At 62.9% G+C, this 22899-nt stretch carries 20 protein-coding genes and 1 tRNA gene; 14 read left to right on the top strand and 7 right to left on the bottom strand.

Translation table 11 applies throughout. The features are described 5' to 3' along the window. Positions 1-88: 88 nt before the first annotated feature. A complete protein-coding gene (locus tag ACYVKQ_RS20590) occupies positions 89-4663 on the bottom strand; it encodes a translocation/assembly module TamB domain-containing protein (RefSeq protein WP_460677246.1) in 4575 nt (1524 codons plus the stop codon). 353 nt (positions 4664-5016) lie between these two features. Between ACYVKQ_RS20590 and tsaD the strand changes: the two genes are divergently transcribed. The 7 genes from tsaD (at position 5017) to ACYVKQ_RS20625 (ending at position 9837) form a co-directional block, all read left to right on the top strand. After that, complete coding sequence (gene tsaD, locus ACYVKQ_RS20595) at positions 5017-6027, top strand: tRNA (adenosine(37)-N6)-threonylcarbamoyltransferase complex transferase subunit TsaD (RefSeq protein WP_460677247.1); 1011 nt, start codon at positions 5017-5019, stop codon at positions 6025-6027. 78 nt (positions 6028-6105) lie between these two features. Then, the gene (locus ACYVKQ_RS20600) at positions 6106-6543 is read left to right on the top strand and encodes a hypothetical protein (RefSeq protein ID WP_460677248.1); all 438 of its coding nucleotides are present in this window, start codon (positions 6106-6108) and stop codon (positions 6541-6543) included. Between the two features lie 51 nt (positions 6544-6594). Continuing rightward, a complete protein-coding gene (locus ACYVKQ_RS20605; protein WP_460677249.1) occupies positions 6595-7002 on the top strand; it encodes a thioesterase family protein in 408 nt (135 codons plus the stop codon). A 54-nt stretch (positions 7003-7056) separates the two neighbouring features. Further along, positions 7057-7686, top strand: coding sequence for a hypothetical protein (locus ACYVKQ_RS20610; protein WP_460677250.1), 630 nt, complete (start codon positions 7057-7059; stop codon positions 7684-7686). 68 nt (positions 7687-7754) lie between these two features. Continuing rightward, complete coding sequence (smpB, locus tag ACYVKQ_RS20615; RefSeq protein WP_460677251.1) at positions 7755-8225, top strand: SsrA-binding protein SmpB; 471 nt, start codon at positions 7755-7757, stop codon at positions 8223-8225. A gap of 167 nt (positions 8226-8392) precedes the next feature. Further along, positions 8393-9196, top strand: coding sequence for a C40 family peptidase (locus ACYVKQ_RS20620; protein WP_460677252.1), 804 nt, complete (start codon positions 8393-8395; stop codon positions 9194-9196). A 146-nt stretch (positions 9197-9342) separates the two neighbouring features. After that, positions 9343-9837: an HNH endonuclease gene (locus tag ACYVKQ_RS20625; protein WP_460677253.1), complete on the top strand. Its 495-nt coding sequence runs from the start codon at positions 9343-9345 to the stop codon at positions 9835-9837. Positions 9838-9970: 133 nt separating this feature from the next. On the opposite strand, the gene ACYVKQ_RS20630 is transcribed toward ACYVKQ_RS20625, so the two are convergent. Next, on the bottom strand, positions 9971-10861 hold the full coding sequence (locus tag ACYVKQ_RS20630; RefSeq protein WP_460677254.1) for an alpha/beta fold hydrolase: 891 nt from the start codon (positions 10859-10861) through the stop codon (positions 9971-9973). A gap of 471 nt (positions 10862-11332) precedes the next feature. Here ACYVKQ_RS20630 and ACYVKQ_RS20635 point away from each other — a divergent pair, with 471 nt between their 5' ends. The 5 genes from ACYVKQ_RS20635 to ACYVKQ_RS20655 all read left to right on the top strand — a co-directional run bounded on the left by ACYVKQ_RS20635 (position 11333) and on the right by ACYVKQ_RS20655 (position 15953). After that, positions 11333-12406, top strand: a complete 1074-nt coding sequence (locus tag ACYVKQ_RS20635; RefSeq protein WP_460677255.1) for a fatty acid desaturase family protein — start codon at positions 11333-11335, stop codon at positions 12404-12406. 256 nt (positions 12407-12662) lie between these two features. Next, positions 12663-13727, top strand: a complete 1065-nt coding sequence (locus ACYVKQ_RS20640; RefSeq protein WP_460677256.1) for a fatty acid desaturase family protein — start codon at positions 12663-12665, stop codon at positions 13725-13727. A 152-nt stretch (positions 13728-13879) separates the two neighbouring features. Beyond that, the gene (locus ACYVKQ_RS20645) at positions 13880-14689 is read left to right on the top strand and encodes a helix-turn-helix domain-containing protein (protein ID WP_460677257.1); all 810 of its coding nucleotides are present in this window, start codon (positions 13880-13882) and stop codon (positions 14687-14689) included. Positions 14690-14769: 80 nt separating this feature from the next. Continuing rightward, complete coding sequence (locus ACYVKQ_RS20650) at positions 14770-15348, top strand: hypothetical protein (RefSeq protein ID WP_460677258.1); 579 nt, start codon at positions 14770-14772, stop codon at positions 15346-15348. Between the two features lie 32 nt (positions 15349-15380). Beyond that, positions 15381-15953: a cupin domain-containing protein gene (locus ACYVKQ_RS20655; RefSeq protein ID WP_460677259.1), complete on the top strand. Its 573-nt coding sequence runs from the start codon at positions 15381-15383 to the stop codon at positions 15951-15953. A gap of 54 nt (positions 15954-16007) precedes the next feature. Here the strand turns inward: ACYVKQ_RS20655 and ACYVKQ_RS20660 are convergent, their stop codons facing one another. Then, positions 16008-16538: a hypothetical protein gene (locus tag ACYVKQ_RS20660; RefSeq protein ID WP_460677260.1), complete on the bottom strand. Its 531-nt coding sequence runs from the start codon at positions 16536-16538 to the stop codon at positions 16008-16010. 195 nt (positions 16539-16733) lie between these two features. Between ACYVKQ_RS20660 and rpsA the strand changes: the two genes are divergently transcribed. Next, positions 16734-18779, top strand: a complete 2046-nt coding sequence (rpsA, locus tag ACYVKQ_RS20665; protein WP_460677261.1) for a 30S ribosomal protein S1 — start codon at positions 16734-16736, stop codon at positions 18777-18779. A 188-nt stretch (positions 18780-18967) separates the two neighbouring features. Next, positions 18968-19038, top strand: a tRNA-Cys gene (locus ACYVKQ_RS20670). A gap of 526 nt (positions 19039-19564) precedes the next feature. Here ACYVKQ_RS20670 and ACYVKQ_RS20675 read toward each other — a convergent pair. From ACYVKQ_RS20675 to ACYVKQ_RS20690, 4 genes are read right to left on the bottom strand one after another with little or no spacing between them, the layout of a single operon-like run. After that, positions 19565-20464 carry a DUF4097 family beta strand repeat-containing protein gene (locus ACYVKQ_RS20675; protein WP_460677262.1) on the bottom strand — a complete coding sequence of 300 codons (900 nt, stop codon included), beginning with the start codon at positions 20462-20464 and terminating at the stop codon, positions 19565-19567. Further along, positions 20461-21333: a DUF4097 family beta strand repeat-containing protein gene (locus ACYVKQ_RS20680; RefSeq protein ID WP_460677263.1), complete on the bottom strand. Its 873-nt coding sequence runs from the start codon at positions 21331-21333 to the stop codon at positions 20461-20463. The genes ACYVKQ_RS20675 and ACYVKQ_RS20680 overlap by 4 nt, the downstream gene beginning before the upstream one ends. Beyond that, complete coding sequence (locus tag ACYVKQ_RS20685) at positions 21281-22198, bottom strand: HEAT repeat domain-containing protein (RefSeq protein ID WP_460677264.1); 918 nt, start codon at positions 22196-22198, stop codon at positions 21281-21283. Before ACYVKQ_RS20685 ends, ACYVKQ_RS20680 begins: the two co-directional genes overlap by 53 nt. Positions 22199-22208: 10 nt before the next feature. Next, positions 22209-22733, bottom strand: coding sequence for an RNA polymerase sigma factor (locus ACYVKQ_RS20690; protein WP_460677311.1), 525 nt, complete (start codon positions 22731-22733; stop codon positions 22209-22211). Positions 22734-22899 lie beyond the last annotated feature (166 nt).

Below are 22899 nucleotides of genomic sequence, written 5' to 3' on the forward strand. Positions count from 1 at the left end.
AATGGTTAAATGGCTGAATGGTTAAATGGTTGATTGTTCTCGCGGTGCCAGAACGACCAGCCATTTAACCATTCAGCCATTTAGCCATTTACAGGGCCGTGCGCGGGTCGTCGTCGATGATGAGCTGCTCGCGGGCCTTGCGGCGGGCTTGCTCGCGGCGGCGCAGGCGCTTGCGGGCAAACAGCTCGGTGAGGTTGTCGAACTGCTCGGTGTGCACCACCGAGAGGCCGGCGCGGGCCTGGTTCTGCACGCCGATGTCGCGCGGAGTGGTTTCGTAGCGCAGGCGCACCCGGAATTTGCCGTCCTGCCGCAGGAAGTACTCCAGGCCGATGTCGCCGATGAGGGAAGTCTGGTTGGTGGGGTTGGCGCCGCCGTTGCCGCCGGTAGGGCTATTGTTGGTGATGCCGCCGAAGCGCGTCAGCCGCAGACGGCCCTGCAACAGGCTGTAGCTCAGGCGCACCTGCAGGTTGCGCAGCTCCTCCTGGGTAACGCCGTCGAGGTTGAAGGCAATTTCCAGGTTCTGGTCGATCTGCGAGGTGAGCAGGCCCAGCTGCGTGGACAGGATCTGGCCGAGGCTATTCTGTACCGCGTTGCCGCCGCTGGCCAGGGCCGCGTTGTTGAAGCCGCCGAGCGAGGTGAGCTGCCGGAACAACAGCAGTGAAAACACCTGCCGGTTCAGCTCCTGCTCGTCGTTGCGGATGTTCGAGAGGAAGGAAGTGAGCTGGCCCTCGGCCGATGAAGGCGCGTCGTTGAACTCCAGCCCGAGCTGAATGCGCGGTAGCAGCATGTCGCCCGTCAGGTGCATCACCGCCGTCACGCTGGCGAAGCCGCTGGAGGAAGTTTCGTCCTCGCTGCTGCCCAGGATGGGCGCCAAAGAAGTGCGCTGGGTGTAGGTGGCCGTCACGTCCATCTGGCCCTGCATCGGGTCACCGTTGAAGGTGAGCGTGCCGCCGGGCCGCACCTGAAACTCCTTGTTCACGAGGCCCTGCAGCGTAAAGTTGTAGGCCCCGCGCACCACTTCCAGCTGCCCGTACATGTTAAACTCGCCCCGGGTATCGATGTTCATGCGCAGCTGCCCGGTGGCCGAGCCGCGGATGACGTCGCCGGTCGTTTCGTCCAGAATCACTTCCATGTAGGCGTCGGGCGTCACGTCGAAGGTGGCGTTGAGCAGGATGCCCGACAGGTCGACGGGGGCGCGGGTGGTGGTGGCGGTCTGCGCCGTGTCGGGCAGGTTGCGGTTCACGAACTTGATGTAGCTGGCCTGCGAAACGGTGGTGGCGTTGTCGAGGGGCAGGGCCAGGCGCGTGCCCGATTCACTGCGGGCCCGCACGTTGATAACCAGGTTGTCCACCGGGCCCGTCACGGTGGCGTCGCCGGTGGCGAAGGCCGTGCCGTAGTACAGCTCGTTTTGCCGGCGGGTGGTGTTGAGCACCTGCAGGCGGCGGAAGTTGGCCTTCAGGGCCAGGCGCATGTCGTTGAAACCCCGGTGGTAAATCGAGCCGTCCAGCGTGCCGGAGTTGCCGAGCACGTCGCGCAGGCGGATGTTGCGGAACAACATCCGGTCCTCGAAGAAGCGGATCTGGTCGTCGAAGGTGTAGGTCGTGTTCAGGTAGGCGAAGGTCAGCTGCCCCTTGCTCACGTCCACCGTGCCGCGCAGCGACGGCGCCGAGAACGGCCCGGTGAGGCGCAGCGTGCCGCGGCCGGTGCCGCCCAGGTTGGTGAGCACGCCCGCCAAGAAAGGCTCGGCCAGCTTGATGGGCGCGTCGTTCAGGGCCCCGGTCAGGTTGAGCTGCTCCTGCGCCGGGCCGGTAGGGGCAATGGTGCCGGCCACGCTCAGCACGTTCTGCCCGTCGCGGGTCACCGAGAGGTTGGTGCCGAGGCGGCTGGCCTGGTTGTCCCAGTTGGCCACGCCCGCCACGTCGCCGATCAGCGTGTTGTCGAAGTACAGGGAATCCACCGTCAGGCGCGCGGCCGACACGAGCTGCCCAAACACGCCGCGCACGTCGCCGGTGGCATTCACGCGGCCGCGCATGTTTTGCCGGGTGAGCTGCGAGAGCGTACCCAGCTCCAGGTCCTTCACCTCCAAGTGCAGGGTGCGGGTGGGGTCTTCCGATACCTCGCCGGTGGCTAGAATCAGCTGCCGGCCGTTGGAAAGCGAGAAGTTGGGCACCGTGATTTCGTGGCCGCCGCCCGCAATGACGATGGCGTTGTCTTGCGCGATGGTCCACTCGCGGCCCAGCAGGTTCACGCCCGAGCGGCGAAACACAATCTGCACCGCGTTGGGCAGGAAGTCCAGCGCCCCGTTGACTTGTGCGCGGTTGGTGGTGCCCGTCTGTGCCAGCGAGGAAGAGAAGTTGATTTTGTCCTGGTCCCACACGCCTTCCGCGTAGAACTGCTCGGTGGCGCCCAGGCCGGGCAGGCGTTGCCGGGCGCTGGTGGCGCTGGCCTGGGCCAGCACGTCGGGGGCGTCGGGCAGCTTGGAGGTGAGCAGGTCGAAGGCCACCTGCTCGGCCCGAATGCTGTCGTATTGGATGGACCGGGCCGTGCCGTTCAGCTGCAGAATGGAGGTGGCCCCGTTGCGGAAAGAGCCCTCCACGCGGGCCGAGTCGCTGATGCTGAGCTGGGGCACGAACACGTGCAGCAGCGGGTTGGCCCGGCGCAGGTCCAGCGTCAGGTTGATGTTGTAGTCGGGGATGGTTTGGCGGCGCTTGCGGCGGTAGTAGGCCTCGGTGGCGCGGGCGTCGCCGGCAAAGTTCAGGCGGTACTCCTCCACCAATTGCTGCACGTCGCGCAGGGCCTGCGAAAACTGGTAGTTGCCGCGGGCGCGCAGCCGAAACGCTTCCGAGCGCATGGCCAGCAGCCGGTCGCCGTCGCGGCGGGTGGCTAGCACATCCAGGGTGTCGAGGTGCACCGAGCGGCCCTGCAGCGTCAGGCGGGTGTCGCGCAGGTGAATGCGGCCCAGCAGCTCGTCCAGCGTCAGGCCCTGAAAGCGCACGTCCGCCTGGGTGCTCACCACCACCGGCTGGCGGGTGAGGCCCAGGGCCTGCAGGTTGGCGTGGCGCACGTCGCCGACGAGGTCGAAGGCCTGCCGGCCGCGGGCCCAGTTCACGGTGCCTTCGCCGGCCAGGCGTAGGTTCGGGTCGTCGATGCGCAGCTGCCCATCGAACTCCTGCCGGGTCAGGCGGCCGTTGGTGACGGTGATGTTGCGGTAGCGGTAGCCCTTCAGCCACACGCTGGCAATGGTGGCGCTGGTTTGCAGGCGCGCGGCTTCGAGGTCGAAGCCCACGCCGGCCACCTTGCCGTTCACGGCTACGTCGCGGATCAGCGACTCGTCGCCGAGCAACTTGCCGAGCTGGAAGCCGGCCGTGCGCACGGTGCCCTCGTAGCTGGAGTTGCGCGGGTCGGTCTTGAACTTCAGGTTCACGTCGGCCGTCACGGCTCCCAAGTTGGTCTTGAAGTCACCGTTGGCCACGAAGTCGTTGTAGAACCCCAGGAACTGCCCGTTCAGCGTGACGGTGCCCAGGCGCTGAAAGTAGGGGTAGACGCTGGCGGGCAGAATGGGCTGCAAGTCGCGGGGGTTGACCACGGTGCCCGGGCGCAGGCGCAGCTCGGCGAAGGTCTCCTTCCACTCGGGCAGGCCCTGGGCCGAAACGTTGCCGATGATGCGGGTACCGCCGTTGCTGTAGCGCAGGTCCAGGTTTTTGGCGGCGAAGTTGCGCACGTAGCCTTTGGCTTCGCCCGCAATCAGGATTTGCTCGCCCCAGCCCCAGAGCTGCGGGGCGAAGAGGGCAATGTCGTCGGAATACACCCGGCTGGGCTTGAGCCGCGCCGTGACTTTGACCGAGTCGTTGAAGTCGGTGAAATTCAGGAAGTGCTGGTAATCGAAGCGTACGTAGTCGCGCAGGCGGCTGCGGCCCACGCGCAGGTTCAGCTTCTCAAACTCCCAGAACTTGGAGGCGTAGGTCATGTCCGCCGTCAGCTCGCGCAGACGGGTTTTGGAGGGCAGGTCCACCGCCCGCAGCCCGTCGACCTGGGCGTGAATCGTGTCGCCCCGAAACCAGATCCGCGAGAGGTCGACGTACACGCTGTCGATGTACATGTGGGCGTAGTCCATGGACTTGCCGTACTCCGGCACGCGCGGCACGTTTTTGCGGTCGAGCACGAAGCGGGCGTTGCGCAGGCCCACGGTTTCCACCTTGAAGTCGAAGGGCTTGCTGGCCTGGGTGGTGTCGGGCGCGCCGAGCAGGCGCTTGAAGGCAGTCAGGAACTCGTCGAGGTTGGTTTCCTCGTTGGGCGAGTTCGGGTACGTCACCAGCTCGAAGCGGGGCTCGGTGAGGACCACCTTGCTCAGGTAAAGCTTGTTGGGCGAAAAAACCGAGAACGTGCTGATGTCGGCTTCCAGCTCGCCGATGTAGAAGAGGTTGCCGCCGCGCCGGTCGAGCACCTGCACGCGCTCCAGCACCACCTTCGTAAACGGCCGGATGTCGACCCGCCCGATGCTGACGGGCTGCTGCAGCTTGTCGGAGACCAGGGCCGCCGCGCGCTGGGCCACCTCCGTCTGCACCGCCGGCACGCGCAAGGCCAGCACGGCTGCCCCGAGCAGCAGCGCCAGCAGCAGCACGAGCCCAAGCAGGACCTTCAGGATGACCTTTATAACTTGCACGCGGGTTGGGACGGAAGGGAAAAACGTGTCGGCGGCAATGAGCCCCGGCACGAAGACGTAAACGCCGCCGGGATGGATGCTTATACGCCCCCACCCAACGGATATTCTGCAAAAAAAGCCAATTAGCGGTGAAGTGCGCTGGCCTAGCTGGCGCCGATTTGGCCGCAGGCGTAACCGGCGCCCAAAATAAAGCAGGTTTTCAGCCTGCGAGGAACAGGGTGGCAGCGGTTCCGGGCTTTCCGCCAAACGCCGGGCGCAGGCGGAAAGCCTGCCCGAAGGCGGGCACCGGTTACGCCGGTGGCTAAACCGGTGCCCGCCCGTCCTATCTTCGTTTATCAGTTCTGCAGTTCAACATGGAGCATCCCATCATTCTCGCCATTGAGTCGTCGTGCGACGACACGGGCGCGGCCGTCATTGCCGGTGGCAACATCCTGGCCAATGTGGTGGCCTCGCAGCAGGTCCACGAGCAATTCGGCGGCGTGGTGCCCGAGCTGGCCTCGCGCGCCCACCAGCAGCACATCCTGCCGGTGGTGCAGGCGGCCCTCGCCAAAGCCGGCATCCAGAAGGAAGAGCTCGACGCGGTGGCCTTCACCCAGGGCCCCGGCCTGCTGGGCTCCCTGCTGGTGGGTGGCATGTTTGCCAAGAGCTTCGCGCTGGCCCTGGGCAAGCCGCTGCTGGCCGTAAACCACATGCGCGCCCACATCCTGGCGCACTTCATCGAGGAGCCCCGGCCGGCTTTTCCCATCCTGTGCCTCACGGTGAGCGGCGGCCACACCCAGCTGGTGGTGGTGCGCAGCCCCTTGGACATGGAAATCATCGGCCAGACCCAGGACGACGCCGCCGGCGAAGCCTTCGACAAGACGGCCAAACTGCTCGGCCTGCCGTACCCCGGCGGCCCTCGCCTCGACAAGCTGGCCCAGCAGGGCGACCCGCTGCGCTTCCCGTTCCCCGTGAACCAGATGCCCGGCTACGACTTCTCGTTCAGCGGAGTGAAAACGGCCGTGATGTACTTCCTGCGCCAGCAAACCCAGCAGAATCCCCGGTTCATCGAGGAAAACCTGCCCGACCTCTGCGCTAGCATTCAGCACACCATCCTGCAAACGCTCATCCGCCAGCTGCGCCGCGCCGCCAAGGACTACGGCCTGACCAACATTGCCATTGCCGGCGGGGTAGCCGCCAACTCCGGCCTGCGCGCCGAGCTGCAGCGCCTGGCCGGGGAGCTGGGCTGGCAGGTGTTCATCCCCGCCTTCCAATACTGCACCGACAACGCCGGCATGATTGCCATGGCCGCGCACTTCCAGTATCAGGCCGGGGACTTTGCCGATCAGCTGGCCAGCCCGGACCCGCGGCTGAAGCTGGCGTAACGAATATCAGAATGTCATGCTGAGCTTGCCGAAGCATCTCTACCGCTTCGTTGTGTTTCGTAACTCAATCAGTTTCCGATGTCAAAATATCCAACCGTTAAAGACTCCAGCTTACTAGGTACTTATCCGGCTCTTGTAAGCACGGGTGGTGGATACGTTTGGGATGATGTGCTAGAATATCGGGTTTGGTGCCATCCACATGATGGTGCGTCTGACATTGAGGACGGCAATGACTACTACTATGTGTTCGAGACATATGAAGAAGCTCTTGCCTATTCAGAATCAAATAGGGGGGCAGAACAGCCATTAGCTCTTGTAGTACAAGCGGAATACATAGATGAAGCGGAACCTGGCGAATTCATTCATGTCAAGAAACAGCGGTTGACTGAGTGGCCCGTCGAGTTTTTAAATCGTCCGCGGAGAAATATGCATACCATTCCCGCCTTCTTTTCCCCGAATGCTCCCGTCAATCGATTAGACATCTTGCGTGGATTAGCGGAAGCCCCAGCTCGCTGAACTCAACGAAGCGGTAGAGATGCTTCGGCAAGCTCAGCATGACGTTCTGATATGACCAACCCCTTCCGCCCCGGCGACCAGCAAATTCACCACTACCGCGTCGTCGCGGCCGACTTCGCCCACTTCGAGGCGGGTGGCGGGCTGGTGCACCCGGTGCTGAGCACCTTTGCCCTGACGCGTGAGATGGAGTGGGCCGGGCGGCTGTTCGTGCTGCGGATGCGGGAGGCAGGGGAGGAGGGCATCGGCACCATGGTGGAAGTGCAGCACCACGCCCCGGCCTTTGAGGGCGAAACTGTGGAGCTGACTGCGACCTTTGCCGCCCTGCACGGCCGCGAGCTGACCTGCACCGTGGAGGCCCGCGTGGGCGCGCGGCTGGTGGCCACGGGCCGCACCGGGCAGCGCATCGTGGATAAGCAAAAACTCGAAGCCCGCTTTGCCGCCCTGCGCGCCGCCGATTAAGGCGGCCGTGCGCAAGGCAGGCGTTGTATCTTGGCGGCCATTTATTCGCTCTTTATGTCAATGCGTTTACGCAACGGGCTACTGGTGCTGGCCGCTGTTAGCCTGCTGCCGGCCTGCAAGTCTTTCGACCCCCGGCTGCTGGAGCCCACGCCGGGCGTGCTCACGCCGCGGCTGCCCACGGCCACTCCCGCCGCCCAAACCGATTGGATTATCCAGCTCGGCGCCCCCGGGCTGGGCGCCGCCGGGCCGCGCGGCGGCTCCCGCGACGTAAACACGCTGTTTGAGCGGGAAGTACGCGAAACCCTGACCGACCCCTACGGTACGCCCAGCTGCTACCTGGTGCTCACGACCACCATTGTGGACAAAGGATCGGGCTGGGGCTGGACGGTGCTGTCGGTAGCCACCAACGGGGGGCTCAACCTGCTGGGCCTGCCGTACTCGCGCACCCGCATGACCGTGGACGTGAAGCTGGACGTGCTGGACCGGCAGCGCCGCCTAGTGGGCAGCTACCGCGGGCAGGGCCAGGCTAAGGCGCTGGGCAGCCTCTTCAGCAAAACCAATTACATAAGCCCCGGCCGCGTCGTCTACGTACAAGCCGTGCGCGCCGGGCTGCAGCAAGTCAAAACCAGCCTGCAGGCCGACATGGCCCGGCTGCAGGCCGGCCTGGCCGCGGCGCCCCGCTGACCCCAGCCCCGCGCCGAATTTCTCACGATTTACCCGGCTCCCTGCGGGCCGGCCTCCCGACTTCCGATATGGCTAAAGCCAAAGAAGCTACCCCGCGCTCCGTCAACATTCAAAACCGCCGCGCGGGCTACGAATACTCCTTCCTGGCCAAGTACACCGCCGGCATGGTGCTGGTAGGTACCGAAATCAAGAGCCTGCGCACCGGCAACGGCAACATCACCGACGGCTACTGCACCTTCGGCTCGAACGGCACGCTGTGGCTGCACGGCGTGACCATCGCCCAGTACACCCAGGGCACTTACAACAACCACGAGCCCACCCGGGCGCGCCAGCTGCTGCTCACCAAAAAGGAGATGCGCCAACTCCACGCCAAAGGCCAGGAGCAAGGCCTGACCATCATTCCGCTGCGCATCTTCATCGGCGAGCGGGGCTTTGCCAAGGTGGAAATAGCCCTGGCCAAAGGCAAGAAGCTCTTCGACAAGCGCGAGGACATCAAAGCCAAGGACCAGAAGCGCGAAATGGACCGCAGCCAGTATTAGGTAAGATGGTGAGCTGGTGAAATGGGGAGTTTTCCGATGGATGTTTGGCCGGCTGCGTTTTAAGCGGGAGCTTCGCGTAATTATTTACAGCGTGAACGAGCATAATTGCCTGCTTTGCGCATGGTGAACAACCGCTCACCATTTCACCAACTCACCATCTCACCGTCTTGGACCACGGAATTTGCGCCCTGAGCGTCGTGCCGGTGCGCGCCGAACCTTCGGACAAAGCCGAAATCGTTACCCAGCTTCTGTTCGGCGACTGCTACAGCGTGCTGCTTACCCAGGGCAACTGGCAGCAGATTCGCACCGCGGCCGATAACTACGTGGGCTGGATGGACCCCAAGCAGCACCAGCCCGTGTCGGCGGAGTACCTGGCGGCCTGGCAGGCCCAGGACCACCCGCGCAGCCTCGACGTGGTGCAGGTGGTGAGCAGCGCCGCCGCCCGCATCCCCGTGACCCTCGGCGCCCGCCTACCCTTTTTCGACGGCATGACGCTGCGCCTCGGCGACGACAGCTACTTCTACAACGGGGCCGCCACCAACCCCCAGAACGGCCACGGTCTGCACGGCCCCACCGACAAGCGCACGGCCCTGCTGCTCAAGGCCGGGCAGCTGTTTTTGAAGGCACCCTACCTCTGGGGCGGCCGCACCTTGTTCGGCGTCGACTGCTCCGGCCTGATGCAGCAGCTCTACGGCCTCATCGGCGTGCAGCTCCCCCGCGACGCCCGCCAGCAGATCGACCACGGCCGCGTGGTGCACTTCGTGGCCCAGACCCAGCCCGGCGACCTGGCCTTCTTCGACAACGCCGAGGGCAACATCATCCACGTGGGCATGCTGCTCGACGACCAGCAGATCCTGCACGCCAGCGGCGAGGTGCGCATCGACCCGCTCGACCACAACGGCATCTACAACCGGCAGCGGCAGAAGTATACCCACAAGCTGCGCCTGATCAAGCGCCTGCTGCCCGAGTAGGATGCTGGTGGCGCCTCGCCCGGCAGCCGGTTTTGCCGCCAGCCCGTCCGGCTGGACTTTGAACCAACCCCAGCACGTGGTGGTTGCGTAAACGAGCGGAAACCCCTAGCTTACCGCTAGTTCCGGCCGTTTACCACCTCGTGCGTATGGACCAAAAAGTGCTCGTGCTTAATGGCGACTACACTGCCATTACTCTCTGCAGCGTGCAGAAGGCCTTCGTGTTGCTTTACCTCGACAAAGCCGAGTTGATTGCCAACAAGGAAGGCGCCTTCCTGCGCACCGTCAGCAAGGCTTACCCCAAGCCCAGCATCATCAAGCTGCAGCGCTACGTGCGCGTGCCGTACAAAGGCATTGCGCTGAGCCGGCACAACATCATGAAGCGCGACAACTTCGAGTGCCAGTACTGCGGTTCTACCAAGAACCTGACGCTGGACCACGTGATGCCCCGCAGCCGGGGCGGCGACTCGAGTTGGGGTAACCTGCTGACGGCCTGTGCCCGCTGCAACCACGCCAAAGGCCACAAAACGCCCGAAGAAGCAGGCCTCATCGTCAGGCAGAAGCCCAGGAAACCTACCCTCGCGAGTTTCCTCAAGCTCAGTGCCGGTACCATCGACCAGACCTGGCACCCTTACTTAAACTGACGCCGGCGTAGCCTCTGCTGCCCGGTTTTTTTGTGCTCTGCGCTTCCGCGTGCCGGTAGCTCAAGCGACCAGCCCAAACCAAAACGGCCCCGCAGATAGCTCTGCGGGGCCGCTTGCCGGTAAGAAGTGTTGGCTACACCAGCGGCTCGCGCGCACCGGTATACCGGGAACCGGCGCTGGCACCGGCGCCGAGGAACTCCAGCAAGTCGTCGGTCAGGCGGTTCTTTCCTTCAGCGGTGGCGAACAGGCCGTGCGGCTCGCCGTCGTAGCGGATGTAGGTAGCCTGGGGAAGCATCTGAGCCGTCCGGTCGCCGCTGTTTTTGATGGGCACGGTTTGGTCGTCGGTGCCGTGAATGATGAGCGTAGGCACCGTGATGCTTTGCAGGTCCTGGCGGAAATCGGTACCGCTGAAGGCCTTCACGCATTCCTCGGTGGCGTGCGGGGCGCCCTGCAGGCACAGCATCTGCATCCAGTCGAGGGTGGCCTGGCTAACGGGGTGGCTGATGACGCCCACCCCGTAGAACTGCTTACCAAAGGTTTGCAGGAAGTCGGGGCGGTCCTTGCGCAGGCCCTCGATGATGTCGTCGAAGGTCGACTGGTCCACGCCGTCGGGGTTGTCGTCGGTTTTCAGCAGGTAAGGTGTCACGGCCGATACCAGCGCCACCTTGCTCACGCGGGCCCCGCCGTGCCGGCTCATGTAGCGTGCCACCTCGCCGCCGCCCATCGAGAAACCCACGAGCGTAACGTTTTGCAAGTTCAGGCCTTCGATCAGGGCCTTCAGGTCGTCGGCCAGCGTGTCGTAGTCGTAGCCGTTCCAGGGCTTGTCCGACTTGCCGAAGCCGCGGCGGTCGTAGGCAATGACGCGCTTCCCGTAGTGCGGCAGCGCGTGCGACTGGTGCTCCCACATCTGGTGGTCGGCGGGCCAGCCGTGAATCAGGATAACCGGGTCGCCCTGGCCCCAGTCCTGGTAAAATAGATTAACGTCGCGGCCTTGGGCGTCCTGGCCCACTTTAAGGTAGCTCATGATCAGGTGTGGTTGGTTTTGTCCAACGGGATACTGGCAAAGTTTGGTTGTAGTTGCTCGTGCCGTCGGCACACACCGGCTTCGATGGGCCGTTTTGCCCCTTCAACGCCGCACTTTGGGCGGTAAGCACTCCTGATGGGCCGATGAATTTTTGTGCGTGGCAGAAGGGGCTGGCCATTCCAATAGGCGCGGCGGCAGAAACCGCCTTCTGTAAAGTGGGCAGGGCGTGGCGGCGGTCCGGAAGGAGGCCGACGCTGCTAACCGAAGGCTACCTGCAGGCAAGCAATAGCTCCGGGAAAGGCCGGCAGAACGGAACGACCCTTGCCGGCGGCGCGTCTGGTATCAGCCGCACGCCCCTTTCCAGCGCGGCCAAACCAGGCCCGACACTGCTGCGTAGGTCCACGGTAACTACTCAATTCGAGCCGGCTTTCCGCCGTACCTTTGCTGCCCAATACCGTTTACCCACCCCGCATGTCCGTACCCAAGTTTGCCGCCGTCCGGCAGAAAGAATCGTTTCACTTCGAGCTGAAGCGCCGCGTCAACGAGTACTTCGAGCAGGCTGGCAAGCCGACGACCGGCAACGCCACCCTCTTTACCAAGGCCGCGCTACTCACCGCCGCGCTGCTGTTCCTCTACATCCACCTGGTATTCTTCACGCCCTCGGCCGGCTGGGCCATTCTGGAGTGCGTGTTGATGGGCGGGGTAGGGGCCGCCATCGGCTTCAACGTGATGCACGACGGGGCCCACGGCTCCTTTTCCGAGCACAAGTGGCTCAACCAGGCGGCTGCCTTTACCCTGAACGTGTTTGGCGGCAACAGCTACATGTGGAACACCAAGCACAATCTGATCCACCACATGTATACCAACATCGACGGCGTGGACGACGACATCGATGCCCAGCCCTGGCTGCGCCTGAGCGAAACGCAGCCGCGCCGCGCCCTGCACCGCTACCAGCACTACTACTTCTGGTTTCTGTACGCGCTGTTCTACCTGGCCTGGGTGGTCATGATGGACTATCAGAAGTATTTCAAGGGCAGCATCGGCTCGGTGCCCATCAAAAAGATGGAAACCAGCGACAAAATCGTGTTCTGGGGCTTCAAGGCGCTCTACCTGGTGCTGTTTGTGGGCCTGCCCATTTACATCGTCGGCTTCACGCCCTGGATTATCGGCTTCCTGATCTTCGCGGCAGTGGCGGGCTTCTCGCTGAGCCTCGTGTTTCAGCTGGCGCACACCGTGGAGCCGGCCACGTTCCCGGTGCCGCAGCAGCCGAGCTACCAGCTGGAAGACGAGTGGGCCATCCACCAACTCAAGACCACGGCCAACTTCGCCACCAACAACAAGGTCGTTACGTGGCTGCTGGGCGGGCTGAACTTCCAGGTGGAGCACCACCTGTTCCCGAAAATTTCGCACGTGCACTACCCGGCCATCAGCAAGATCATCAAGCAGGCCTGCCAGGAGTTCAATGTGACCTACAACGAATTCCCGCGCATGCGCACGGCGGTGCTCTCGCACGTGCTGTTCCTGCGCCAGATGGGCCGCGCCTAACCTGGCCCCGGCGCTCAGCTGCCAAAAATCATCTTTTGGGCGAAATCAGGTTTTGAAGCCTGGTTTCGCCCTTTTTGCTGCTGGTGGCCGAGCAGCCGCCGGCATATAGGAACCAGACTATCTGTTGGGCCGTTGGAATAGGTGTAACTCGCGACGGAACCGCTGCCGCTGAAGCTGCAGCTTATTGGCCGAAGGGGTACTTCGGCACTGCCCCGCGGCTTCAGTGCTTGCGGGGCGCATCATCATCACCGTCCGCATGTCACTTCCCAAGTTTGCCGCCTCCCGTTCCTTTCATGCCGAACTAAAACGCAGAATCAGCCTCCACTTCGAAGAAACCGGGAAGTCCACCGCCGGTAGCTCAGGCCTGTTGTCCAAGGCCGTGCTGCTGCTCGTGGGCTTCGTCGCGTTGTACGTGCACCTGGTGTTTTTCACCCCGTCCGTGGCGTGGGCCCTGCTCGAAGCCGTACTGCTCGGCGGTTTCATTGCCGCCATCGGCTTCAACGTGATGCACGACGGGGCCCACGGCTCCTTTTCCCAGCACAAGTGGCTCAACCACTTCGCCGCCTTTACCCTGAACGTGCTCGGCGGCAGCAGCTTTATGTGGAACATGAAGCACAACGTGGTGCACCACGCCTACACCAACATCGACGGCATCGACGACGACATCGACGTGCAGCCCTGGATGCGCCTGAGCAGCACCCAGAAGCGTTACCGTCTGCACCGCTTCCAGCACCTGTACTTCTGGTTCTTGTACTGCATGCTCTACCTGTCGTGGATTTTCGTGATGGACTACCAGAAGTATTTCAAGCGCAAAATCGGCTCGGTGGACCTGAAGAAAATGGACCTGAGCGACCATCTGGTGTTCTGGGGCTTCAAGGTGCTCAACCTCGGCCTGTACGTGGCCCTGCCGATCTACACGCTGGGCTTCCTGCCCTGGCTCGTGGGCTTCCTCACCATCACTTGCGTGGCGGGCTTCGTGCTGAGCCTGGTGTTTCAGCTGGCGCATACCGTGGAGCACACCGCCTTCCCCATGCCCAACGAGGCTACGCTCAAGATGGAAGACGAGTGGGCCATTCACCAGATCAAAACCACGGCCAACTTCGCCACCAACAGCCGGGTCATCAGCTGGCTGGTCGGCGGGCTGAACTTCCAGGTGGAGCACCACCTGTTCCCGAAGATTTCGCACGTGCATTACCCGGCCATCAATAAGATTATCAAGCAAGTGTGCGAAGAATTCGACGTGGTCTACAACGAGTTTCCGCGCATGCGCACGGCGGTGCTCTCGCACGTGCTGTTCCTGCGCCAGATGGGCCGCGCCTAGCTCGTCTTTGCTCGATCTACCACAAACGGCCGGCGCTTGCGTCGGCCGTTTTTTTATGCAGCGGCTCACATGCTTATGTGGGCCTGGATAGAACCATGCTAAGACGAATTTGGGTTATTTTGCATGAGCGCCTATCCACCGGGGCCGCCGCCATGGAGCAAGTATATCCGATTCCGTCTACTTCCCCCTTGCACGACGTGCTGCGTCAGTGCTGGCAAATGGAGCGCGAGGCAGCGACCCAGGCACAAGAAACCATTATTCCCAAGGGGCTGGTCGAGGTCATTTTCAACCTCAATGACCGGGGGCCGGTCACGGCGCAGATTGAAACGCGGGCTTTTCAGCTGCCGCGCTGCTTTCTGAGCGGCTTCAACTCCGTGCCGGTCCATACCTACATGCCTCGGCAGCATGCGTTGTTCGGCGTAGTGCTGCACCCCACTGCCGCCGTGAGCCTCTTCCACCTGCAGGCCGCCGACTTCGTCAACCAGTGCCTGGACCTGACGTTGGTGCACGCGCCGCTGCTCGATCTGTGGCACCAGCTTATGGAACAGCCGCACTTCGCGGAGCGGGTGGCTTTGGTGCAGCGCTGGCTGCTGCCGCGCCGGCCCGCGCCGACGGCGCAGGAACAACTGCTGAACCGCTACCTGAACGGGGCCGCCGCGCCCGACCTGACGGTGCCCGCCCTGGCCGATCAGCTGTGCTACTCGCCCCGGCAGCTGGCCCGCAAGCTGCAGGCGCTGACGGGCATGAACACGGAACAAACCCTGCTGTACCAGAAGTACCGCCACGCCGTCGAGCTGATGCACACCACCGACTGGTCGCTGACGGAAATAGCCCATGCCAGCCGATTCGTGGATCAGGCGCATTTCAGCCGCACGTTCCGGGCCTTCGCGCACCTGGCACCCCGCGAGTACCGCCGCCGCAAAAGCCACCTGCCCAGTCACTTGTTTACGGAAGTGGGTTAAGGCAAATGTCCGTTACATACAAGTAGCAGGGCAAGACCCGGCAGACCTTTGTGGAGCATCAACCAACTCCCACGAAGGCTATGAAAACCACTCCCGTTCCGTCCCTGCGCACTCGCCTAGGGCGCACCCTATTCTCGCTGGCATTCATCAGCTGCGGCGCCGTGTTTGGCGGCAGCCTTTACCAGATCATTGCCGAAGTGCCCAACTGGTCCACGAACCCGGCCCAGGAGCTGCGGAGTTACCAGCAGTTCTTCCGCGTCTCGCACGCCGGCTACTTCTTCCAGACGATGATGCCCCTCACCCTGCTGAGCCTGCTGGCCGCTACCGCCTTGCTTTGGAACCAGGGCTCCGCTTTGCGCCGCCTGTTGCTGTTGCTGCTGGCCGGCCTGGTGGTGAACGAGGTGTTCACCTTCGTTTACTTCATGCCCCGCAATTTGGTGTTGTTCCTGCCCTCCGCGACCAGCGTCGACGAAGACACCGTGAATAGAATGGCCCGCGAGTGGCAAACCGCCAACTACCCGCGCCTGGCCATTACCGCGGGCATCATCTACACCTTCCTGCGCACGCACCGCCTGCTGAGCTGGCTGCCCGCAACCCCACCCGCTGCCCGCCCCGCACAGCGCCCCACCGCCGAGCTGCGCCCCGAGCTGACCCATTAAGTTTTTCCCGACCTCTTTCCGACCAACCTGCTATGAAAACCAACCTGCCCGTTCCCACTGCCCTGCCCCACACCATCACCAACGGCCTGGGCGAACAACTCACCTTCGTGCGCCTGGAGCCCGAGCCCGATGGCGACCGGCTCATTGTCGAAAACGCCGTGGCACCCGGCCACGGCCCGCTGATGCACACGCACTGGCTGCAGGACGAAAGTCTGACCGTGGTCAAGGGGCGCTTAGCCTACCAGATCATGGGGCGGCCCACGCAATACGCCGAAGTAGGAGAGTCCGTCGTGTTCAAGCGCGGCGTGCCCCACCGCTTTTGGAACGCCGGCACCGACACGCTGAACTGCTCGGGCTGGGTGAAGCCCGCCAATACCCTCGTGTTTTTCCTCTCGGCCATCTACGACGCGCAGATCCGATCCGGCAAGCCCGAGCCCGAACCCTTCGACGCGGCCTACCTGATGATGCGCTACGGCCGTGAGTACGACTTACCGACCATTCCGGGCTTTGTGAGGCACGTCATCATTCCCACGACGTACCGGGTGGGCAAGCTGCTGGGCAAGTACAAGAAGTTTAAGAACGCGCCGGAGCCAGTACTTGCTTAACCCAAGCTGAAAACCAATAAAACGGCCCGCTTCCACGGAAGCGGGCCGTTTTGTTTAACTCGATTTGGTGCCAAGTTTATCGGCTCGTTTCCTGATTGCGGGCAGGATGTTGCGCTTGAATTCTGTCAGGGCCGGGCCGGCATCCCGCCATTCAATGGATTGCAAAGCCGAGTCTGGTTGCAACACGTTCATGCTGGTTATGCGAAGGTCGCAATCGGGCCCTATGAGTCCCTCGGGTTCCGATACAGGGCCGCCGCAGTTACATAACTCAAAGCTGTAAAAGGTGTGGGTTGGAGGATGAAAAACCACGAACCCTTTTCTGTTTCGATAACCTGTAACATAGGTAGTGTCGACCCAATGGCCAACGACCTGCCCGCCAAGCAGCGCAGCTTTCTGTTCGATTAGGGGCCGCCAAGTACCTATCCTTGTTTGGAAGGTGCCGTCCTGAATCAAGCTGATAATGGCTTGTTCAGTCAGGGCCTTGCTCTTCGCCTTGATAGGGTAAAAACTACCAAGATGCCACCGGTAAAAGCTGCAACTGCTAAGTAAGATACCCGACAACAGCAGGCAGACCGGGCGTATCATGGATTTGTTGATGTATGACCAGCCGCATAAGCTACTCAAATCGATTGACTGTCACTGATTTTATCCCCCAAAAACCCTATCTTTGCCGCCCTGCCAGGGTGGCGGGCCAGGGCTTAAGCCTTGTGAATCAATAAAAAACGCGTTCCGGAGGCGGGCCCTGCGCCGGACGTGTACACCAGGGCCAATGCTAACATCATGGCAGAAGTAGTAGACAACTTCGATTGGGACAACCTCGGAGCGAATAGCTTCGGTGGCAACTACTCGAAAGAGGAGCGCGCCCGTCTCGAAGATCTGTACGCCGGTACGCTCACCACCGTAGAGGAGGAGCAAGTCGTGAAGGGCACGGTAGTTTCGGTTGGCGACCGTGACGTAATCGTGAACATCGGCTTCAAATCGGATGGTCTGGTTCCGCGCTCGGAATTCCGCGACCTGACCGACCTGAAAGCCGGCGACGAAGTAGAGGTCTTCATCGAAGACCAGGAAGATGCCAACGGCCAGCTGATCCTCTCGCGCAAGAAGGCGAAGATCAAGCAGGCTTGGAAAGCCATCTACGACGCCCTGGAGAACGACACCATTCTGGAAGGCGTCGTTAAGCGTCGCACCAAAGGCGGTCTGATCATGGAGCTGGACGGCGTGGAAGCCTTCCTGCCCGGCTCGCAGATCGACGTGAAGCCCATCCGCGACTTCGACATCTACGTCGGCCGCCGCATGGAAGTGAAAGTGGTGAAAATCAACGCCGCTTTCGACAACGTGGTTGTTTCGCACAAAGTCCTGATCGAGAAAGACCTCGAGAAGCAGCGCGAAGCCATCCTCAACAACCTGGAGAAGGGCCAGATCCTCGAGGGCGTTATCAAGAACATGACCAACTTCGGCGTGTTCATCGACCTGGGCGGCGTCGACGGCTTGCTGCACATCACCGACATCTCTTGGGGCCGCATCGCTCACCCGAGCGAAGTACTGCAGCTCGACCAGAAGCTGAACGTGGTTGTGCTCGACTTCGACGAGGCCAAGAAGCGTATCTCGCTCGGCCTGAAGCAGCTGACCCCGCACCCGTGGGATTCGCTGCCGCAAGACCTGCAGCCCGGCTCGCGCGTACAGGGCCGCATCGTGAACGTGGCCGACTACGGCGCGTTCATGGAGATTGTGCCCGGCGTTGAGGGCCTGATCCACGTGTCGGAAATGTCCTGGAGCCAGCACCTGCGCAACCCGCAGGACTTCATCAAGCAGGGCGACGTAGTGGAGGCGCAGATCCTGACCCTCGACCGCGACGACCGTAAGATGAGCCTCGGCATCAAGCAGCTGACCGAAGACCCGTGGACCCGCGCCGATTTCGGTGGCAAGTACGCCGTCGGCAGCAAGCACAACGGTCTGGTGCGCAACCTGACCAACTTCGGCCTGTTCGTCGAGCTGGAAGAAGGTGTAGACGGCCTCGTGCACGTATCCGACCTGTCGTGGACCAAGAAGGTAAAGCACCCCTCCGAAATGGTGAAGGTGGGCGACCGTCTGGACGTGGTAGTGCTGGAGCTGGACGTAGCTAACCGTCGCCTGGCCCTGGGCCACAAGCAGCTGGAGGAAAACCCCTGGGATACGTTCCAGACGGTGTTTACCCCCGGCTCGACCCACAAGGCGACCATCACCGAGAAAACCGACCGCGGTGCGGTGCTCGAGCTGCCCTACGGCATCGAAGGCTTCGCGTACCCCAAGTCGCTGGCCAAAGCTGACGGCTCTTCGCCGGAGGTTGGCGAGTCGCTGGACTTCCGCGTAGTGGAATTCTCGAAGGACGACCGTCGCATCGTGCTGTCGCACTCGGCCACCTACGGCCAGGGCCAGCAGGACGAGGACAACCGCATGTCGAAGTTCCAGAAGAAGAAGCCGGCCGGTGGCAGCGCTGCTGCTGCTCAGGGCGAAGGCAAGCTGAGCGATCTGAAGAAGCCCGCCGCCGAGAAGTCGACGCTGGGTGACCTGGACGCGCTGAGCGCCCTGCGCGACCGGATGATGGGCAACGAGCGCGAAGCTGCTGAGCAAAAGCTCGGCACGCCCGCCGCTAAGCCCGCCAAAGCGGAAGCCGCTCCGGCCGCTGACGCCGAAGGCGGCCTGCTGAGCTCCATCGCCGACGCCGCTTCGTCGGTCGTTGACAAAGCCAAGGAAGTAGCTGGCGACGTGGTGGACACCATCACCGAGAAAGTGAAAGACCTGACTTCGTCGGACGAAAACGCTGACGAGAACAAGGACAAGGCTTAATCGCCGCGTCTAGCTTCTAGGCAAAGAAAGCTCCCAGTCCTCGCGGCTGGGGGCTTTTTTGTGCTCATCCGGGATGCATTTTTTCCCGCACGCTACCAATGGCTTAGGCCTGTTCCAATGAAACTACGCGGCCCGGGTTTGGCAAACGCGGCCGGAAGCTGTATGTTTGCGCCCCTAAGCCCCTTCAAGGTGACGTGACCGAGTGGCTAGGTAGAGGTCTGCAAAACCTCCTACAGCGGTTCGAATCCGCTCGTCACCTCAGAAAACGCCCCGTAGCTGCTGCTGCGGGGCGTTTGTCATTAGGGGCGGTGGCATGGCGTCTGGGTTTGTCCCAGACGCTTTCAGCCCCGGCCGTGCGCCGCCTGAAGCCCCAGAGCGGAGGGCCGCCCCGCTGATCTGGCTGCCCCCCTGATTCGGAGTTGCAGGGCGGCTGTATCGGCTGAGCAGAGAATGGCCGGAGAACCTTCAGCGACATGCTTTAATGACTGCTTCTATTGTGCTTTGGGGCCTGGCCTGATGCGGCAAGCAAACCAATGTGCGCGCCTGCTGGCTATAAATGCCGAAACCCGGCTGATCAGGCCGGGTTTCGTAGCGAGGGATGTTACACTCATTCACCTCACTATCAGCGAGCCGCTGCCCCGGCTGGGCACCTTTGCTTGCTGTGCATATCGGAAAGGCGTTTGGTGAGCCAAGCATCGCGTGTGGGCAAGGCGTGGCTTGGTTCGCCGGCAGGGCAAGGAGTTGGTACAGAGACGCGGGATGCGGGTCAGGGCTGCAAGCAGGGCTTATTTGTTCTTGCGGATGTAGATGTTGCCCTGCAGGGACTTGAGCATGATTTCCGCGCCGCCGCCGTTGAGCTTGCCGTAGTTCCACTCGTCCACGCTGAGGCGGTACATGCCGTTGGTGCCGGTCGGGCGGGAAGCTTTCAGCGCGTTGCGCTCGGTCGTGAGGTCGAAGTCGCTGTAAATCTCCCCGTGGTCCGATTTGAGCTTGAGCGAAGCTTTGGTGCTGGCGGGCAGGCCCACGTCTACCTTGCCGTTGACGGTGCTGAAAGCCATCGGAGCACCGGCCGTCACGGTTTTGAAGCTGGCCGTAACCGGGCCGTTTACCGTGGTGGCCACCGCCGACCCCGACACTTGGTTCAGCTCGATGGCGCCGTTGACGTTGTTGACTTCCAGCTCGCCGCTGACGTTTTCCACCGTGATGTCGCCGTCCTGCACCGTGCTGATCTGCAGCGAAAACCGTTGCGGCACCTTGATGGTCAGGTTCACCGGCCGCTGCCACGACTGCGACCGGACGTAGACGTGGTTGTCTTTCTCCTCGGCCGTCAGGTCGAAGCTGGCGTTGGAGTCGATGCGGCGCATGCCGGGGCCCGTGGGTGGGGTGGGCCCCCGGCCAGGGCGCGGGCCGATATCGGAGGGCCCGGGGCCGCGGTGCGGGCTGCTGCGCGGCCCGGTTTCGGCCGCAATCAGCACTTCTTTACCGCCGTAGCCCACCACGTTGATGGAGCCGCTTACCAGCTTCACGTGAAGGGTGCCGGGCTTGGCAGGGGCGCTGAGGGCCACGGAGAGCTGCTCCTTGCCTCCGGTTTGGGCCCGTAACGGGCTGGCCAGGGCCACCGCCAGCAGCAGCAGGCTGCTGCGACGCGCGGCTTGGCGTAGGAAGGGAGCGGGAATATGGGTCATCGGGGTTGCTGTTTGATGGTAACGTCGCCGTTAAGCGTTTCGAAGCGGAATTCCTGGCCGCCACTGCCCAGCCGCACGACGGTGTCTTTGCGGAGTTTGTATTTGGTGCCGCTGCCGGTGTTCTGCGCGTTCTGGCTGGCCTGCACGGGCAGCACGGCGGCGTTGGGAAAGTCGGTGTACAGCTCGCCGTGCATGCTCTTGAAGTACACGTCGGCGGCCACGTCGCTGGGGTAGGTCACCCGGATCTGCCCGTTGATGGTGTTGTAGGACGACGGGCCGGGCGGGTTGGCGGCGTAGGTAGCATCCACGTTGCCGTTCACGGTGCGGGCCACGGTGCTGCCGCGGGCATTTTTGATGGAGAGCGGACCGTTCACGTTGAAGGCGCCCAGCTTACCGCTCACGTCCTGAATGGACACTTCCCCGCCGTTGACCGTCGACACGTGCAGGTTCATCGCCGCCGGCACCTTCACCACGAAATCGAACTGGTGCTGGTAGGGGCGCTGGCCGGAGTCGTTGCGGTTGCCGCGGTTGGGTCGCGCGTCGTGGGGGCCGGCTTCGTACACAACCAGGCTGTCGCCGCGCTGATCGAAGCCCAGCTTGGCTTCCTGCTGCCCCGTGGCTAAGCCCTGCGCCGACTCCGAACGCACGGTCTTAGTGACTTCCACCACCACCGCGTTGCCGGCGTATCCTTGCACCCGCACCGAGCCGAAGACGTTGTACAGCGCCAGCGTGCTGCGGGCGGCGGTTCCGGGCAAGGTGAATTCCTTTTTGATCTGCTCCGTGCGTTCCTGCCGCTGCTGAGCCTGGCACTGGGTGCTAAATGCTAAGCTCAGCAGGCCGAGCAGGCTGGGAAAGAAGTAGCGTTTCATGGTTGAGTTGGGAAGGAGAGGTTTTGGTATCGGCGGAAAGCGAACGGATGGACTGCTGGATTTTGCCTTTCACGGCGTCGTTGAGGTCGGGCTGGGCCAGCAACCGGCGCAGCGGGGCCACCGAGCGTTTCTCCTGCAGCTGCACCATCACATCGGCCAGGGCCGACTGCACCAGCGGGGAGTCTTGCTGGCTCAGGGAGCGAACCAAACCCTGGCGCACGGCGGGCTCATCGGGGGCAAGCTGGGCCAGGGCTTCCAGGGTGGCCAGGCGCACGTTCACGTTGTCGTCGTGGTTGAGTGTGCTCAGCAGGGCTTCCACCACTTTGGGGTTGGCCTGCTGCAGCTCCTTGGTGTAGCTCACGGCCCGCAGCCGCTCCGTGGCCGAAGGCGCGTCGATAAGGGAGAGCAGCATCACCTGGCGCATGTCCTGCACCTGTTTGGTCAGCGCCGCCAGCTCCTGCCGGTCGGCCGAGCCAACCGGGGCGGGGCGCTGGCTGGTGAGCCAGTAGCCGCCCGCAATGCCCAGCGCCAGCAGGCACAGGCTATAAGCCAGACGACCGGCAAACTGCGGGGTGAGCAGCGCCTGCAGCCAACCCACGGCGCGGCTAAGCGACGAAGCTGATCTGGGCGCCATTTCGGTGGCTTTGTAGGCGGCCAGCATGGCGTAGAAGTCAGGCCGCAGGGTTTCGCTGGGTTCCGGCGTGGGCAGCTGGACCAGGCCCCGCCACAGCTGCCGGGTCATTTCCAGCTCGGTGCGGCAGTCGGGGCAACCGGCTACGTGCGCGTCCAGGGCCTGCTGAGCGGCCGGCGGAAGCTGGTGGTGCAGGTAATCGAGCAGATGCTCTTGGATATGGTCGCAGCTCATGGCTTTCCCGTCAGTTTTCGATTTTCAAATACACCGCCTTCAACTCGTTCATGGCGCGGTGCACGCGCACCTTCACGGCGCCTTCGGTGGTGTTGAGCACCCGCGCTATTTCCCCGTATTTCAGCTCCTGAAAGCGGCTGAGCAGCAGTACCTCGCGGTGCTCGGGGCTGAGCCGGGCCAGGGCGCGGTGCAGGGTGGCTACTTCCTGTTGCTGCTGCAGTTGCTCGTCGGCCTGCGCCCCGCCGCCGAGGGTTTCGGCCAGCGCCGTCACGTCGGCGTGGCGGGCAGCGTGGCGGTTTTGCTTGGCGTAGTCGGCCAGCACGTTGCGGGCTAGGTGAAACATCCAGGTGCGAAACTCCCCTTCGCCCGTGTAGGTGTGGCGGTACTTGAGCATGCGGTAGAACACGTTCTGCACCAGGTCCTCACCCGCCGCGGCCTGCCCCAGCATGTGGTACAGAAACTGGAACAGCGGGCGGTGGTAGCGTTCGAAAAGCAGGCCCATGCGGTCTACCTCGCCGGCCTTGACCCGGAGCATGAGCGCGTTGTCCGTAGGGGAGTCCAACTGGGGTGGGGTAGAAGGTGGCGGTATTTGGTAGTGGACACCGCGCTTCGGCCGGATGGTTACAGCCGGGCCCCAACTTTTTTTGCGCCGGCATCCCAGCACTGGCGCTGGGATGCCGCCAAGGTAACGTGAGGCTTTA

The sequence above is a fragment of the Hymenobacter coalescens genome, assembly GCF_054783195.1.